16 protein-coding genes are annotated in these 16,577 nt (G+C 59.5%); all 16 read right to left on the bottom strand.

The window, feature by feature from the left end:
• Positions 1–72: 72 nt before the first annotated feature.
• Positions 73–1,440 (bottom strand): GGDEF domain-containing protein, encoded by a 1,368-nt coding sequence (locus G494_RS0106570; RefSeq protein WP_051305457.1) that lies wholly within the window; start codon positions 1,438–1,440, stop codon positions 73–75.
• A gap of 206 nt (positions 1,441–1,646) precedes the next feature.
• Complete coding sequence (locus G494_RS0106565) at positions 1,647–2,390, bottom strand: NADH-quinone oxidoreductase subunit B family protein (protein WP_028583892.1); 744 nt, start codon at positions 2,388–2,390, stop codon at positions 1,647–1,649.
• Positions 2,391–2,462: 72 nt separating this feature from the next.
• Complete coding sequence (locus G494_RS0106560; RefSeq protein ID WP_028583891.1) at positions 2,463–3,980, bottom strand: hydrogenase large subunit; 1,518 nt, start codon at positions 3,978–3,980, stop codon at positions 2,463–2,465.
• Complete coding sequence (locus tag G494_RS0106555; RefSeq protein WP_028583890.1) at positions 3,973–5,400, bottom strand: proton-conducting transporter transmembrane domain-containing protein; 1,428 nt, start codon at positions 5,398–5,400, stop codon at positions 3,973–3,975. The genes G494_RS0106560 and G494_RS0106555 overlap by 8 nt, the downstream gene beginning before the upstream one ends.
• Before the next feature lie 4 nt (positions 5,401–5,404).
• Positions 5,405–6,058 carry a hypothetical protein gene (locus tag G494_RS0106550; RefSeq protein WP_028583889.1) on the bottom strand — a complete coding sequence of 218 codons (654 nt, stop codon included), beginning with the start codon at positions 6,056–6,058 and terminating at the stop codon, positions 5,405–5,407.
• Positions 6,055–6,972: a respiratory chain complex I subunit 1 family protein gene (locus tag G494_RS0106545; protein ID WP_028583888.1), complete on the bottom strand. Its 918-nt coding sequence runs from the start codon at positions 6,970–6,972 to the stop codon at positions 6,055–6,057. Before G494_RS0106545 ends, G494_RS0106550 begins: the two co-directional genes overlap by 4 nt.
• Before the next feature lie 62 nt (positions 6,973–7,034).
• Positions 7,035–9,128, bottom strand: a complete 2,094-nt coding sequence (locus G494_RS0106540; protein ID WP_232362501.1) for a proton-conducting transporter transmembrane domain-containing protein — start codon at positions 9,126–9,128, stop codon at positions 7,035–7,037.
• Positions 9,129–9,146: 18 nt separating this feature from the next.
• Positions 9,147–9,398 (bottom strand): hypothetical protein, encoded by a 252-nt coding sequence (locus G494_RS0106535; protein WP_028583886.1) that lies wholly within the window; start codon positions 9,396–9,398, stop codon positions 9,147–9,149.
• Between the two features lie 130 nt (positions 9,399–9,528).
• Complete coding sequence (locus tag G494_RS0106530; protein ID WP_028583885.1) at positions 9,529–9,771, bottom strand: hypothetical protein; 243 nt, start codon at positions 9,769–9,771, stop codon at positions 9,529–9,531.
• A gap of 479 nt (positions 9,772–10,250) precedes the next feature.
• Positions 10,251–11,618 (bottom strand): sigma-54-dependent transcriptional regulator, encoded by a 1,368-nt coding sequence (locus G494_RS0106525; protein WP_028583884.1) that lies wholly within the window; start codon positions 11,616–11,618, stop codon positions 10,251–10,253.
• Positions 11,615–13,084 carry a sensor histidine kinase gene (locus G494_RS0106520; protein WP_028583883.1) on the bottom strand — a complete coding sequence of 490 codons (1,470 nt, stop codon included), beginning with the start codon at positions 13,082–13,084 and terminating at the stop codon, positions 11,615–11,617. The genes G494_RS0106525 and G494_RS0106520 overlap by 4 nt, the downstream gene beginning before the upstream one ends.
• Positions 13,085–13,386: 302 nt before the next feature.
• Positions 13,387–13,926 carry a M15 family metallopeptidase gene (locus G494_RS0106510; protein WP_028583882.1) on the bottom strand — a complete coding sequence of 180 codons (540 nt, stop codon included), beginning with the start codon at positions 13,924–13,926 and terminating at the stop codon, positions 13,387–13,389.
• A gap of 161 nt (positions 13,927–14,087) precedes the next feature.
• Positions 14,088–14,249, bottom strand: coding sequence for a hypothetical protein (locus G494_RS0106505; protein ID WP_208597639.1), 162 nt, complete (start codon positions 14,247–14,249; stop codon positions 14,088–14,090).
• Positions 14,250–14,280: 31 nt separating this feature from the next.
• Positions 14,281–15,828, bottom strand: coding sequence for an IS66 family transposase (gene tnpC / locus G494_RS0106500; RefSeq protein WP_035245724.1), 1,548 nt, complete (start codon positions 15,826–15,828; stop codon positions 14,281–14,283).
• A gap of 59 nt (positions 15,829–15,887) precedes the next feature.
• Positions 15,888–16,241, bottom strand: coding sequence for an IS66 family insertion sequence element accessory protein TnpB (gene tnpB, locus G494_RS0106495; RefSeq protein ID WP_028583879.1), 354 nt, complete (start codon positions 16,239–16,241; stop codon positions 15,888–15,890).
• A 159-nt stretch (positions 16,242–16,400) separates the two neighbouring features.
• A partial coding sequence (locus tag G494_RS26045) for an integrase core domain-containing protein (protein WP_153305781.1) occupies positions 16,401–16,577 on the bottom strand: 177 nt, incomplete at its 5' end.

The following is a 16,577-nucleotide window of genomic DNA, read 5'->3' as shown; positions in this document are numbered from 1 at the left end:
CGGCAGGGGCCAAACAGGGAGGTGGCTGCCATCGACTCCTCTGTTGACTGGAGCGGGTTTCAGGAGACAGAATCAGTGCAGCGGGTTGCGGTCCAGTTCCACCCGATTCTTGCCTGATCGCTTGGCATAGTAGAGAGAGGCGTCTGCATGGCGGACCAGGATCTCTTCATGGGAGACATTGAGGTGTGGGTGGGATACCCCGCCCAGGCTGATGGTCTGGCGAATGGCATGTTCTCCCTCCATAATCGTCATATCCGCCACTGCACGCCTGATTCGTTCTGCGACCTGGCCCACATCATCCAGGTTGGCACCTGGCAGAATGACCAGGAACTCTTCACCACCATAACGGATGAGGATATCTCCCTCACGCAGCATCCTCCTGGCACTTTTAACCACACTTACCAGTACCCGGTCCCCCAACAGGTGTCCGTAGGTATCGTTGATCTGTTTGAAATCGTCGATGTCAAAGATGATCAGCCCGATGGGAGTATCTGCCCTGACCGCACGTGAATATTCCTCATGGAGACGTTTCAGGCCAAAACCCCGATTATAAATTTCTGTGAGTGGATCAAGGGTGGCCAATACCCGCATTCGGCCGTGGGTTAGGGAGTTGTTCAGAGCCAATCCCAGGTCTAAGCGAAACATGGTGAGGCGATGGAGGATCTCCTGTCCATAGGCTTGCTCGGCAACCAGTACCATGACCCCCAGGGCCACCCCCTTGTAGATTGCCGGCTCAACGATGATGTGTCTGGCCTGGTGGGTGCCGACCACGTGATCCACGGTGATCAGACAATCTTCGGGGAGGTTGATCAGCTGTCGCTTCCTGCTGTTGACAGCCTCTTTGATCAGGGAACTCTGGATAACCTCGTCCCCATTGGCGATCACCTCACAGGCGGCAAGCTTGAGCAGCCCCTGGTCTACAACGGCCAGGAGTCCGCCGGTTGAATCCGTGAACTCCATCAACTGGCGGATGGCCACCTTGGCAAGGGGCTCCAGGTCAAGGTGGTTGGAGAGCATGTTGCTGAAAGAGTGGGCAGCCCTTTCCGTGGAGATGGTCAGGCTGAGCGTCTCGGCCAGCAGGTTGAAGGCCTCGGCACTCTTGCCGAACTCATCGTCAGAGTCCACCTTGATATGGCATCCCCTTTCACCGCAGAGATCTTTCAGTTCTGCCACACTGGCCGGCATCGAGTTGGAGGAGAGATCCTGCTCGCTGCGCATGTTTTGGGCGAGTGTCCGCATCTGCTGGCCGACCCTGCTCAGGGTCTGCAGCCGTTCACCGACCACCTTCCTGGAGATACTGTAATTCACCAGCCCGGCTATCAGGCCTGCAGAGATGCAGGCGCTGAAAAAGGTGGGCGTGAAGGCTATCTGAGCAGGTACCCCCAGGAGAACGATGAAAAATGGGAAGACCGTACCGATGGCCAAGCCGAATGCCATCATAAAAAGGGCTAAATCAGTAAATACCTTACGGGTGATGCGCATGCCAGCCTGGTGTTGAATATTTATCTGGTCCCTCGTTGTAGTACAACAGGGGCAGGCTTGTCAATTGCAGAGTGTCACGCCACCTGGGAAAGGTTCAGGGTGCGCCGTGGCCTCCTTGCTCAGGGCGAGCCGCGGAGAAGCCGCAGGAGCATCCTGAACAGGGATCACTTAAAGTAGCTGAGCAGGGCGTGGAGGGTGGTCAGGGGGTGGGGTGGACAGCCCGGTATATAGAGGTCCACCGGGATGATGCGGTTGAGTTCGCCCACGATGGCCTCGCTGCCGCTAAAGGGGCCGCCGGAGATGGCGCAGCAGCCGCCGGCGATGACCACCTTGGGGGAGGGGACGGCTGTATAGGTGTCCACCAGAGCCTGTTCCATGTTGCGGGAGATGGGGCCGGTGACATGGATCCCGTCCGCATGCCTGGGCGAGGCCACAAAGTCGATCCCAAAACGGGAGAGGTCAAAGAAGGGGGTGTTGAGGACGTTGGTGTCTGCCTCGCAGCAGTTGCAGCCGCCGGCAGAGACCTGGCGGAGCTGGAGGGAGCGGCCAAAGAGCTTCTTGAAGTGCTGGCTGCTGTGCTCGGCCAGCTCGGGCAGCTCTCCGGTGGTGATCAGCTCCTCCCGCCGGGCCGTGGCCAGCTCAAAGTTCTGGCTGAAGCGGACAAAGGCGCCATCTGCCACCCCGGCGCACTGACCGCAGAAGGTACATCGCCCCAGGTCGATGCTCTTTTCGGCAACGTCAATGGCCTCCTGGGGACAGAGGGCGGCGCACTGCTCGATGATTTCCCTGCTGCACTGCGGATCGATGATCGGCATCCCCCGGTAGCGTTGATAGAGGTTGAGGCCCTCCTTGGGGTAGCCGGAGGTCTTGCATCCCTGTTCGAGTTTATTTCGGATGATCTTGAGCATGGTAGCAACCAGGTAGAGTTCTTGAGGTGATTCGGCCCGCCAGGGTACCTTGTAAGGGGCGTTAGAGGGTACTTAGAGATCAAAACCGCAGTAGGAGAGGTTATAGCTCTTGTTGCAGAGCGGGAAGTCGGAGATCTCCTGGTTCCTCAGGGACATGGCCAGGCCGGTCCAGTTGTGGAAGGAGGGGTCTTTGATCTTGTAGCGTTCGATCCGGCCCTGATCATCGGTGAGCAGACAGTGGGAGAGCTCTCCCCTCCAGCCCTCGTTGATGGTGACCACCAGGGAGTTGGGGGCCAGCCCGTGTTCCTCGATCTTAACCGGCACGGCCTCGGTCGCCCTCTGGTCCAGGAGCAGCTGGATCAGGTCCAGGGAGTGGCTGATCTCCTCCCTGCGCACCGTGGCCCGGCTGTTGACGTCACCCCGGGTCAGTTGGTTGCAGTTGCCGGGCAGCTGGCGATAGCATTCGGTGGGAAAGACCACCCGGGCGTCATAGGGCAGGCCGCAGGCCCTGCCGGCATAGCCCACCAGGCCCAGCTCCCGGGCCATCTCGCTGGAGACGGTGCCGGTGTGTTCGAAGCGGGCCTGGACCGTGTGCGCGGAAAAGAGCAGGTCACAGACATGTTCGATCTCCGGGATGATTTCGGATAATTTGTCCAGGATCAAGCCCCGTTGTTCCTCAGCCATGGGGTAGCAGACCCCGCCCGGTCGAATCAGGCCCTTGCCGAAGCGGTTGCCGCTGAGCACCTGGAGCAGGTTGAGGAAGTCGCCCCGGATCCTGCCGAAATAGGCGGCCGGCGGGGTAAAGGCCACGTCCTGGCTGAGGGCGCCGAGATCACCGATGTGGTTGCAGAGCCGTTCCAGCTCCAGGGCAATGGTCCGAACCACAGCGGCCCCGGGGCTGACGCTGAGTCCGGCCAAGCCCTCCAGGGCCTGGCAGAGACAGAGGTTGTGGCCGATGGTGGTATCTCCGGCAATGGATTCGGCGATCAGGGGCAGCCGCTTCTGAGGCAGGGTGGGGATCAATCGCTCGATCCCGCGGTGCTGGTAGCCCAGTTGGATCTCCAGGTGGAGCACCTCTTCGCCTGCGCACTGGAAACGGAAGTGGCCCGGTTCGATGATGCCGGCATGGACCGGCCCCACCGCCACCTCGTGGATCGCCTCGCCGCTGACCTGGAAGTAGGGGTAGTTGCCCGGGATCGGCTGCTGGTAGTCGTTGGCAAAGACATCGGCCTCGCCGCTGTAGTTGGGGTGATAGCGGACCATCTTCAACCAGGGGTGTCCCTCGGGCCTGATTCCGTACTGTTCTGCGATTTCGCGCTCAAAGAGATGGAATTTTTCGCTGGCCGCCCTGGTCAGCGATTGAAAGGAGGTGCCGACCTCGGTGCCGATGACATAGAGTTCGGTGTTGCGGACCACGGCCAGCAGCCGGTAGCGGCCTTTGGTCTCGGAGCCGTAGGCAAAGAACTGGACCACAAAGCCCTCGTTGGCCACGAAGTTGGCCAGGGTCTTGAAAAAGATCCCATAGGGCACCTGGGGGATAATACTGCGCTCGACGGGGCGGCCGTTTTTCAGCTGGAGGAGCTTATCCATGGATCGTGCCTCCGATCATTTGGATGGAGTTGAGGATGGTGGTGTAGACGAAGTCAGGCATCCAGATACAGAGCAGGGCCGAGGCCAGGAGCAGGGCATAGGGCGGCAGCAGGCGGAGGGGCTTTTCCCTGACCTTGACCTCTTCGACGATGTCGCCAAAGGACATGGACATGAAGACCCGGCCGACCCCGGCAAAGACCAGGGTCAGGGTGAAGAGGAAGAGGGTGATTGAGAGGTAGCGCCGGTTCTGGAAGGCACCGATGATGATGATGATCTCGCTGAGAAACATCCCAAAGGGGGGCAGCCCGGCGATGCCGACAAAGCCTGCAAAGAAGGAGACAAAGGTCTTGGGCAACTGACGGATGACCCCGCCGATGCGCTGGACCCGCTTGGTGCCGAAGCCGAGCAGGATGTTGCCGGCCGAGAGGAAGAGGGAGGACTTTAAGAGCGAGTGGTGGATCATGTGGAGGAAGGCCCCGTAGAGGGCAAAGCCGCCGATGCCCACCCCAAAGGAGATGATCCCCATGTTCTTGATGCTGGAGTAGGCCAGCATCCGCTTGTAGTCGGGCTGGTGGGTGATGAAGATGGCGCCCACCAGCATGGAGATCAGGCCAAAGGCAATCAGGACGTTGCCGGAGAAGCTGCCCAGGCCGGCGATGGTCATCAGGGCGTGAACCTTGTAGATCCCTAAAAAGGCGCAGTTGAGCAGGGCGCCGGAGAGCAGGGCCGAGGCCGGACTCGGGGCCTGGCTGTGGGCATCGGGCAGCCAGGTGTGCATCGGCGCCAGTCCCATCTTGGTACCGAAGCCGATCACCACAAAGATGAAGCCGGCCTTGAGCCAGAGCGGATCGAGGCTGTCGGCGATGGTGTTTAAGTAACTGAAGCTCAAGGGGCCGCCGGTGCTGGCGATATCCATGGCCAGGGTGATGAAGAAGCAACCCAGCAGGGCCAGGGCGATACCCACCGAACAGATCAGGATATATTTCCAGGTGGCCTCCAGGGCCTCTTTGGAGCGATGGACAAAGATCAGGGGTGCGCTCACCAGGGTGGTGGCCTCGATGGCGATCCAGAGGACAATGGGGTGGTCCGAGAGGGTGACCATGGACATGGTGCCGAGAAAGAGCAGCATGCAGCAGTTGAAGATCGGTTTGTTGCTGATCTGGGTCTCGTTCATGTAGGAGAAGGCGTAGAGCGAGATCCAGGCAAAGATGAAGGAGGTCAGCGAGAGGATCAGCAGGCCCTCGGGCGCCAGGGTGAAGAAGTGGGGAAAGGCAGGGCTGAGTTTGCCCAGCCAGGCCATCACCGTCAGCTGGAGGTGGAGCAGGGCGGTGATCAGGAGCAGCACCCGCCCCAGGTTGGCCGGGATGACCAGGGGCAGGAGCCCGGTGATCAGCGGCAGTACGAAGATAAGCTCTATCATGGTATCAGTCCTTTAAACGTCCGAGAAGGGTGGTGTCGACATCATCGAAGGCATTGTTGATGTTGTGGAGGATGATGCCCATGATCATCACCCCGACCAGGAGGTCGAGGAGGACACCGAATTCGACCACATAGAGGATGTGGCTGTACTTGGTCAGGGCCGTGCCGATCAGATAGATGCCGTTTTCCAGCATCAGGTAGCCGATGACCTGGGTGATGGCCTTGCTCCTGGCCATCATCAGGAAGAATCCCGAGGCCATGGTGGTGATGGCGGTGATCAGTACCAGGGCATGACCCTCGGGCAGGGAGATGCGGATATGGTTGCTGATGAACACCGAGACCAGGGTGATGAACAGCCCGGCCAGGATGGAGGCGTGGTAGCCGATGAAGGGCTCGATCTCCCGCTTGATGGTCACCCGCTTCACCGCCGTAAAGAGCAGGCTGGGGATCAGCACCCCCTTGATCAGGATCATGATCTGGAAGAAGATGATCGCGCTCCCTCCCAGGTTGCCGTGGCCCTTGAGCAGCAGGGGGATGATCGAGACCGCGATCCCCTGCAGGGCCATGATCTTGACCAGGGCCATCAGTCGGGAGGCGCCCAGGGAGAGCAGCACCGACAGCAGGACCAGCACCAGCAGAATTTCGGTCAGGTTGATCATTGGAACACTCCCATGGTGAGGATGGCGGCAAAGAAGACCAGGGCAAAGGAGGTGAGGATGAACTGGGGCACGGAGTTCATCTTCAGCCGGGCCATGATCGATTCAGTGATGCCTACGGTCACATAGATCAGGGTGATCAGGCCGTAAAAGATCAGGCTGTTGAGGGGGCCGTCCGCCGGCTGGAAGGGGTAGCAGAGCTGGCTGATAAAGGCGGCATAGAAGAAGAGCTTATAAAAGGAGCCCAGCTCGATCAGGGCCAGGTCCGGGCCGCTGTGATCAAGGATCATCACCTCGTGGATCATGGTCAGTTCCAGGTGGGTGGCCGGGTCGTCCACCGGCACCCTGGAGTTTTCGGTGAGCAGGACCATGAACAGGGAGACGATCACAAAGAGCAGCAGGGCCCCGGAGGTGTTCAGCAGGCAGATGGGACTCTCCCCCCGGAAATACTCGGCAAAGCTTAAGGAGGAGTTCAGGCGATAGAACAGGATCAGGACCGTGAAGATGGTCACCTCGGCCAGGGTGGAGAAGAAGACCTCCCTGGCGGCTCCCATGCCCTCAAAGGGTGAGGCCGTATCCAGGGCGGCCAGCACGGTGAAGAAGCGGCCCATGGCCAGCAGGTAGAAGAGGACAATCACGTCGCCGTGGAAGGAGACCAGCGGTGCGGCCCCACAAAAGGGGAAGAAGAGCAGGGCCATCAGCGCTGCTGCCAGGGAGACGGTCGGTCCCAGGGGAAAGATAAAACTGCTGCTCTCGCTGTAGACCGAGCCCTTGCGCAGGAGCTTGAACAGGGTGAAGTACTTGATCAAGAGCGGTGGGCCCTTTTTACCGGCCATGAAGGCCTTGACCTTGAGGATGATGCCCGGGAAAAGCGGGGCCGTGACGAGGGCTATGGCCAGTGATAGCGTTGATTCCATGGTTTCTCTCGATGGGGTGCAGCTTTGTCTTGGCTGTTTTCTCTCTGTGCTCGCCTCTTGCCTCAGATAAAGAGCAGCAGGGCGATGATGGTGACGATGATGTAGCCAATATAGAGTTGAATATGCCCATGCTGGATCCAGCGCAGCTTGCTCAGCAGGTAGAGCAGGGGGGTGACGAATCGTTCCACCATGGCGGTCTCGGCGATATCGTCCACCCGGGTGGTGTAGCTGGCCCGGTCCGGGAAGATCCGGTTGATCCCGGAGTATCTGGTCCTGATCTGGACAAAGGGACGGAAGAAGTCGATGATGCTCATGGCATAGGAGCTGCCGGTATACTGGATGCGTACCGAGGGCTGGGTAAAACCGCAGCCCCAGGTCGGGCCCCTGGAGATCTCTTTGCGCAGATAGAGCAGTTTGCGCAGCAGCAGGGCAAAGAGCAGCACCCCTAAAAAGAGGCGGCCTGCCAGGGCCAGCTTGCTGCTGAGCAGGGCCACGGCCTCGGTTCCCACCGGGCTAAGCACCGGGATACTGCTCAGGCCGACCATGACCATCTGCACAAAGGGGCCGGGGAGGATGCCGATCAGCAGGCAGGCCCCGGCCAGGATCACCATGGGCAGGGTCATGGTTCGGCCTGCCTCGCTGGCCCGGGCAGCGGCCTCGGTGCGCGGTTCGCCCAGGAAGACCACCCCCACCACCTTGGAAAAGCAGGCTGCAGCCAGTCCGCCGATGATGGCCAGGGCCAGTATGGCCAGCATGGAGAAGATGAAGCCGGAACCGTTGAGGAGGAGTCCCTGGAAGGCCCCGTAGTAGATCAGAAACTCGCTGACAAAGCCGTTGAAGGGCGGCAGTCCGGAGATGGAGATCGAGCCCACCAGAAAGGTCTTGCCCGTGGTGGGCATCCGCTTGATCAGGCCGCCCTGCTGGTCGATATGCCTGATGCCGGTGCCCTGGAGCACCGCGCCGGCGCCCAGAAAGAGCAGCGACTTGAAGATGGAGTGGTTGAGGATATGGAGCAGGCTGCCTGCAAAACCGAAACTGGCCATCACCATGTTGTCTGTGGCCACTCCGATCATGCCGATGCCCATGCCGATCAGGATGATGCCGATGTTTTCCACGCTGTGATAGGCCAGCAGTTTTTTGAGGTCATGCTTGCCCAGGGCATAGACCACCCCCAGGATTCCGGAGATGATCCCGAAGCTGAGCACGGTCTGGCCATAGATCAGCTCCGTGACCCGGAGGCTGAGATAGAGGCGGAGGATGCCGTAGATCCCCATCTTGATCATCACTCCGGACATGATCGCCGAGATATGGCTGGGGGCTGCCGGATGGGCATGGGGCAGCCAGACGTGGAGTGGAAAGATGCCCGCCTTGGAGCCGAAGCCGACCAGGGCCAGGAAGAAGACCACGAGCTTGATCGAGCCCGGGATGGCAGCAAAGGCCGTAAAGTCGCCGCTGCCGGACGCGCTGTAGGCCAGGGCAAAGGTGGCGAAGATGAACATCGCCCCCACCTGGGTGAAGATGATATAGATGTAGCCTGCCTTGCGGGTGGGCTCGTTCTGGTACTCGTGCATGACCAGGAAGAAGGAGGAGAGCGACATCAGCTCCCAGACCAGGGCATAGCTGATGATGTTGTCTGCCGTGGTCACCAGGGCCATGGAGATGATCAGGATATTGAAGAAGAACAGGTTGACCGCTGTCCTGATGTTATGGCTGGGGTCGTCCAGGTAGTGGAAGCTGTAGAGGGCTGCCAGCGGGCAGATACCAAAGATCGGGACCAGGAAGAAGGCCGAGAGTGAGTTCAGTTGAAAGGAGAGGGTGAAGAGCTGAAGCCAGCTGTGGGCGAACAGTCGGATCGCCAGCGGCTCCTGCAGGGCAGGCAGGATCGCGTAGAGCCCCATCAGGCAACCTGCCCCGGTAAGGGTGAGGTAGCCGCCCTTCATCAGGGTGAAGTGGCGGCAGCTTAACAGGGGGAAGAGGCCTGCTGCAAATAAGACGGTAAGGGCAAGTAAAAAGGTATTCATCATCTCTCGGTGGTGAAAAGATCGTTGGACTCCCCTGAACCATCGTCTGTTCCATGGTGGCTGCTGGTCCCGGGGATGGTGGTGCCCGGGATCGATGGTGTCAGGGGGAGCCGGGTGGTCAAGGAGGGGCGGCAAGGTGGAGTCTGGTCATCTTCAACAACCTGGTTTGATCGCTGTAAAGGTGCAGCCATACCAGGGAGAGGCGTCGGCCCCATTGTCAGGGCAGGCCACGGGGAGCTGTTCATACCCTCTGCCCCGCCTGAGGATAAACTCCAGCCATTGCCCGGCCGCCTCCTGGGAGGCGAAGGGCCCGACTTCCGCACTTTGCACCAGATCCGTACCCTGTCGGCAGACGGCAGCTGCCGACGCCTGGGGGTCCTGGGTAATACCAATGAGCATCTTCATGGTTCATTCCTCTGCATTGCTGCTTTACGGGGGGAAGAAACGGGTATCATCTTCGCTGCTACAGTGCCCTGTCTCCGAGCCATGGAGCCGGAGGCCGAGCCTTTAACCATTAGCCCTTAACCCTCAGCCCTTAAGGAGCGCTGCTCTGCTCAAAGCTGAAGCCATACCAGATGGCATCATCCCGGCTTGTCGGCTCGGGCTCGATGCCCTGGAAGGCACCGAGCCTGCTCTTCAGGTAGTCCAGCCAGCTGTTGGCCTCCTGCAGGGATAAAAAGGGGCCCACCTTGGTGAGCGACTCCGGAGCGCCCTGGTTGCGGGAGAAGATGGCCTCAATTGCTGCGGGATCCTGGGTTATGCCGATAACGATTTTCATGAATCACAGGCTGAAAGAGATCAAGGAAGACGGTACTCGTGACATTGGGACAGGCATCGCAATATCTGTACCACTGTGGTGGGCCTGGGGTTAATGTGTTGATATGGCAGGTTAAATTTTTGGATGAGCTTGCTGGCAGGGCAGGGGGAAGCGCCAGGGAGGGGGGATTCAGGGGGGGGATCGCTGCACAGGGGGCATAAGCGGGGCAGGGATGGGGCACTCTGCCACGCAGGGCTGAGCCGCAGCTCAGGAGGCGGCTGCCGCCTGCCTGGGGGGCCGTTGCGGAGCTGCTTTGTGCGCGGATCGGGACAGGCGACCATGGTCCGGGGCACGGAGGGGAGAGTGGGGTAGGGGCCGGCCGGCTGGTCTCAGGGCGCTCGCTCGGCAGCCGGCAGCCTGTCAGGCGAGAGGCGAGGCATTTTGCCCCAGGATGGCATAATGGGTCTCTCCGGCGCCCGAGGGGAGCCGGGGCGGGGATCTCAGCTGGCGTTCTGCTCTTCGTAGCGCTGGAGCTTGCGGTAGAGGGTCTTGCGGTCCACCTGGAGGATCCGGGCCGCCAGGGTGCGGTTGCCGCCGGCGGTCTTGAGCACATGCATGATGTAGCGGCGCTCCATCTCCTCCATGGAGATCAGCTCCATGGGATCCTGGGCCCCCACCATGATGTAATCGTTTCTGAACCGGCGGATCTTCTTGGGCAGGTCGTCGGGCACGATGCTGTCAAAGCGGGTGAGGGCCACCGCATGTTCGATGGCGTTGCGCAACTCCCGGACATTGCCGGGCCAGCTGTAGTCCAGCAGCTTCTTGGCAGCCGCATCGGAGATCCCGGTTACCCCCCGCTCCTGGCGTCTGGAAAAATGTTCGATGAACTGTTTGGCCAGGAGGAGGACGTCGGTGCCCCTGGCCCGCAGTGGCGGCAGCTCGATGGTGATCACGTTGAGGCGGTAAAAGAGATCCTCCCGAAAGAGGTTGTCCTCCACCGCAGATTCCAGGTCACGGTTGGTGGCGGCGATGATGCGGACATCAAAGGGGATCTCGGCAGAGCCGCCCACCGGGCGGACACAGCGCTCCTCCAGGGCCCTGAGCAGCTTGGGCTGGAGGGAGAGGGGGATCTCGCCGACCTCGTCCAGAAAGAGGGTGCCCCCGTCGGCCTCCAAAAACAGGCCCCTGTTATGGCTTTTGGCATCGGTAAAGGCCCCCCGACGGTGGCCAAAGAGCTCGCTCTCCAGGAGCTGCTCCGGCATGGCGGCGCAGTTGATGGTTATCATCCGGTGATCTTTCCGGCGGCTGTGGCTGTGCACCGCCTTGGCCGTCAGCTCCTTGCCCGAGCCGCTCTCCCCGGTGATCAGCAGGGAGGCCTCGGAATCGGCAATCCGACTGAGGTGGGAGAAGAGCGCTGCCATGGCCGGACTCTCGCCGGTGAGGTTGTCGAACTGCTGGGGCAGCCTGGCCGCGTCGCTGAGCTCCTTGACCGTCTTCTGGAGGGTGCTGTAGCGCAGGGCGCGTTCCAGGGAGAGGGCCAGGATATCCATATCCAGGGGCTTGGTCACGAAGTCGTAGGCACCGGCGCGGATGGCGGCAATGGCGGTATCCATCCGGCCAAAGGCGGTCATCAGGATCACCGGGATATCGGGCTGGTTGGCGACCACCTGCTTGCAGATCTCCAGGCCGTTGCCGTCCGGGAGGTTGATGTCTGCCAGGACTACCTCCGTTGGCTGGCTGTTGATGGCGGCCAGCCCTGCTCTACCCGAGGTGTAGGTCGTCACCGCAAAGCCTCGTTTCCTGAGGCCGATCTCCAGGAGATCACACATCTCCTGATCGTCTTCGATCACCACGATATGGTTGTTCACGGTTGTTCCTCCTTGATGGGCAGGTATACGGAAAAACAGCTCCCCTCCTGGCCGCTGCTCTCGACATCGATCCAGCCGCCATGCTCCTCCATGATGCCATGGGCAATGGAGAGGCCCAGGCCGGTGCCGGTGCCGATGGTCTTGGTGGTGAAAAAGGGGGTAAAGATATGGCCCAGGTTCTCCTGGCAGATGCCCTCCCCCTGGTCCTTGATCTGGATCTTCAGGTATGGTTCTTCCTCTTCTCCCTCAGGCTGGGGAGTGGTCGTGACCTCCCTGCTCAGGCTGACACAGACCTTTCCTCCCCTGGGCATGGCCTGGATGCTGTTCATCAGCAGGTTGACCAGGACCTGTTGGATCCGGGAGCTGTCCACCCTGATCTCTGTCTGGGTCCCCTGCTCCCTGTGCAGGCTGAAAAAGACCTGCTGTTTGCTGGCCATGGGGTGGAGGAGCTGGAAGATCTGTTTGATCAGCAGGCTGATGTTGGTCTCTGCAACCTGCTGTTTGGGCCGCCGGGTGAAGTCGAGCAGCTGGCGGATGATGGTCGCCATCCGTTCGGCCTGGCTCTGGATGATGGTGGCGCAGGTCCTGATCTCAGCGGGGCTCAGCTCCTCCCTGATGATCATCTTGGCCCGGCCGTCCACCACGTTCAGGGGGGTGCCCAGCTCATGGGCAATATCGGCGGAGAGCAGGCCAAAGGTGGAGAGACGTTCGGTGTGACGGAGCTGGTCCAGGGTCTTTAGACGGGCATGGTATTCGAAGCGGATCTTGTCCTTGGCAATGAGCAGGCGGGCACACATCTCGTTCATCACCCGTGCCATCTCGGCAAGCTCATCCCTGCCGCTTACCCCCTGGTCCGTGGAAAAATCGCCCTTGCCGATCCGCTTGGCATGGGCCATCAGGTGGTTGAGGGGGACCCGGATCTTGAAGTGGATGAACACGAACAGGATCAGACCGCTGGTCAGGGCCAGCAGGGCGGTGATGATACAGGCCCGGGTCAGCATCTTTTGGGTAAAGGCCTGCAGGTCGAGCAGGCTCTGGCTCAGTTCCAGCCCACCCCTGCGGGCACCGGCGATCTCCACGGGCACGTAGGTGTAGCGGAACATGACCCCGTCATCGTCAGCCGACTTAAAGGAGATGGTCTCTCCCTGATTGAGGCGCGCCCACTGCTCGCTGCCCCCGGGATGCCGGCCAACAGAGCTCCGGAGCTCATCCAGCCAGACCCACCTGGTGCCGAGGCCTCCGGGGGGAGTGGAGTCCTCGAGCAGGCTGATGGCCTTGGCTGGACCGTTCTCCTGCCAGACATGGGCGATCATCCCGGAGATGCTCCTGCCGTTCTGGACGGCGTTGGCGATCATGTCGGTTTCATACTGGTTGATCTCGGCCCGGAAGTTGAGGTACTCGTCTGTGCCGGTGAGGATGATGATCCCCGCCAGGAGATAGCCGAAGAGATGGGAGAAGAGTTTCATGGGTGCCTGGGGGTATGGGAGCGTCTTGGTGACGTCGTTGTGCTGTAGTGGTGTAGGGATGTTGAGCTGCGCTGCTTTCCTGGCTCAGCCGGCCTGCTGAGCCCTGCTTTGCAATGCAAGATCGCAACCAGTCATAAACTCAGCCGGCTATCGTAGAGCAGATTGCGCTCTTTTACAAGGGGGCGACGCTCTTCTCTTGCCGGTGGGTTTTGTCCGGGAGCTGCGCCTGGGGGATCGGCATCTGGGCGAGGAGCAAGGGGATGCCGGGAGAGAAGGAAGACGGAAACTGCGGATCCGGCCCCTTAGGTTCGGAAGCGGGCGGCCATCTCCTGGTCAACCTGCTCCAGAGGGAACACCATGCCCGGGTTTGATGTCGGTCGCAACTGGATGTGCGGCCAATCCTTAAAGGAGGACCATAACCCCCCTGCTGTCAACCCCAGCGCTTGTGCCCTGGAGGCATAGTTGAGATAACCGTTTTGTCCCGCTCTTTTCCTGCGCACAGACCATTCGGCATCCCCCTCCAGCAGCCAGAAGCAGTCAAGCGCCTCTCCCCACTGGTGCCAGGAGAGTCCCGGAATAGCGTTGGTGACATGGCGACCGTTTTGGGGGCCGACACTCTCGAGACAGTGGGCCAGGAACGGGGCATGTGTGTCCTTCAACTCGTCGATCACCCGCTCGATTTGCTGGCTTGACCGTGACTGCCGCCATAATCGGGCCTGCTCAAAAGGGCTGCGAAGGGTGGAGAATGGGCGCATGGGATAGCCTGATTCTTGGCAGGATTCCAGGAGGGGTTCTACCTGTATCCGGAACTCTGGGCTAAGATCGTTCAGCTCGCGTGACATCTTGTCCTCCTGTTGCAGGTCCAGCCCCAGCGGCTGCCGGCGCAGCGCTGGGCCTTAGGGATAGGGGGCGATAGCGCAGAGGCAAAGCCGTCTGGGCTGCATGCTCTTGGACGCAGATTCTCCCCTGGTGTGTCGCCGCTGCCTCTGTCTTACGGTGGGGGCTACCAGGACCAGCGTTGTTGATGCCTGTCGATCTGTTGCTGGTAGTTCTCTAGCTCTTGCTGCTGTTTCAGGCGGCTTGTCTCCTCCTTTCTCGCCCGTTCCTCGGCCTCGGCTTTTTCCTTTTCCAGGGCCTTGATTCTCGCTTCAAGCGTAAGCGCCAACTGAACCGCATCTTGCGGTTCAGTCAGCAAGTCAATTACTTTTCAGCTTCACATTCCAAGGAAGCATAGCTTCATAATCCTCAAGGCTCTGAGCGACTGGCAGAGCTTCAAAGATATGCCGCAAGTAGCTGTAAGGCTCTATGCCATTGGCCTTGGCCGTCTCTATCAGACTATAGATTGCAGCGCTGGCCTCGGCTCCCTTCGGATTGCCTGCAAAGAGCCAGTTCTTGCGGCCAACAGCGAAGGGGCGGATCGCATTTTCTACCAAGTTGTTGTCGGGCTTCAGGCTGCCGTCTTCAAGGTAAGCAATCAACCGGGGCCACTGGTTGAGGCAGTAGGTAACCGCCTTGCCCAGCAGGTTTTTGGGCGGAGTTTGCAAGACCTTAGTATCCAGCCACTCTTTAAAATTATCTAAGACAGGCTTGGCCTGTTCCTGCCTGGCCCGATAGATCTCTTCTGGGGTCAGTTTAGCTTTTTTATACTCTCGCTCCAGCTGATATAGCTTCCTGATATAGGCCAGTCCTATATCAGCACTGCCAGTTTTCCGCTTCTTCCCCTGGGCCTTGATGATGTCGTCAAACTTACGCCGGGCATGAGCCAGGCAACCAAGGTGGAGGACTTCTGGCTTGGCATCCAGAAAGTCATAACCAGCATAGCCATCGGTCTGGACGCAGCCAGCATAGTTACCCAGGAACTCTTTGGGCACCCTGCTGCCTCGAGTCGGGTGATACTGATAAATCAAGATTGTTTTCTCAGGATCGCCCCTTCGGAAGACCCACATATACGACTTGGTGGTCGGGTCCCGGCCTGATTCCTTCAAGACCTGAACCGGGGTCTCGTCAATGTTGATGCAGTTTCCCTCTAAAACCTCCTCCTCGAGCAGGTTGAGCAAGGGGATGCAGGCTTCAGCAGCCTTGATGGTCCAGTTAGACATCAAGGTTCGAGAGAGATCGACCCCAAGCCTGGCAAATTGCTTTTCCTGGCGGTAAAACGGCAGGTGATCAACGAATTTGCTGATCAGGATAAAGGCCAGCAAGCCAGCGGTTGCCAGGGATTTGGGCAGGATCGCTGGCGGGACCGGGGCAATCTTGACCGTGGGGCCATCATCTTTCACCCCGTCGCACTGCTTACATGCGTACTTGGGGCGGATGTTGCGGACAACCTGGATTCTGGCCGGAATCACGTCCAGCTGTTCGCTGACCTCCTCGCCGATCCGACTTAAGCGACAGCCGCAGCCACAGATTTTATCTGCTTCATCCAGATCGTGAACCACCTCTACCCTGGGCAGGTCAACAGGCAGAGGCCGACGACCAGCTTTCTTGCGGCTATGCCCCTTAACCTCTGTTTTCTCCTCAGGTTCCTGATCTTCTCCAGCCTCTGGCAGGTCAAACAGCAGCAGTTGCTCAATCTCAGAGTCAACAGGGCGCTTCTCGCTCTTGGGACCAAACAACTTGGCCTGCAGCAAACGGATCTGCTCCCGCAACAGGCCGGTCTCTTTGGCGTGGGCTTGTTGCAGCTCCTCGATGATTACTCGGGCTTCCGCAGGGAGAGCTGCCAATGTTTCAGCAGATATTTTCATGGCGCAAGCTTACCACAAAGTCACTGTTTTTGCTTTAAAAACAATGTCATCATAGCCTACTAGCCGGCGATACTGTACTCCAGTTTGCGATGCGCTGAGGCCTGGTTGACCGAAAGCCCATCCAGCAGCCAGGCAAGCTCTCTGCCACCTAGGGAAACCACTTCTTCTTCCCTCTCTGGCCACTTGAAACGGTCCTTTTCAAGGCGTTTGTGCCAGAGACAAAAACCATTTCGATTCCAATACAGCAGCTTGACGATGTCTCGCCGGCGGTTGCAAAAGCAGAAAAGCTGGCCACTAAAGGGGTCAAGCTCAAACTGATCAGCCACCAGCATGGACAGCCCGTTGATGGATTTACGCATATCGGTCACGCCGGTGGCCAGATAGACCTGTACTGTTGCAGATAGCTGGAGCATCAGCGACCCTCCAGTACGGCAAGTACCGCGGAAAGGGTGGCTGGCTTAAAGCTATCGTCCACCTCAACCGTTATCTGCCTGGGTAGGCTGATACGAATAGAGGTGGCTCCGTTCGTTTGGACAAACTTTACTGCTTCTAAGGTGGAATCTCCTGCCTGGTTACGCTGCCTGTTCGACCGTCGGCAACATTACGGCATACGCCTCATCGGGCGTCTTTTTCTCTAATTTTGAATGGGGTCTATTGCGGTTGTACCAATCAAGATAGCGCATGATCGATTTGCGGGCCTCGGCGATTGAGTCATAGGCGAACAGGTAGATCTCCTCATATTTCACTGT

The sequence above is a fragment of the Desulfogranum mediterraneum DSM 13871 genome, from assembly GCF_000429965.1.
GTDB classification, from domain to species: domain Bacteria; phylum Desulfobacterota; class Desulfobulbia; order Desulfobulbales; family Desulfobulbaceae; genus Desulfogranum; species Desulfogranum mediterraneum.
The sequence above is the reverse complement of the archived record's forward strand: the minus strand, read 5'-3'. Positions and strand labels throughout refer to the sequence as shown.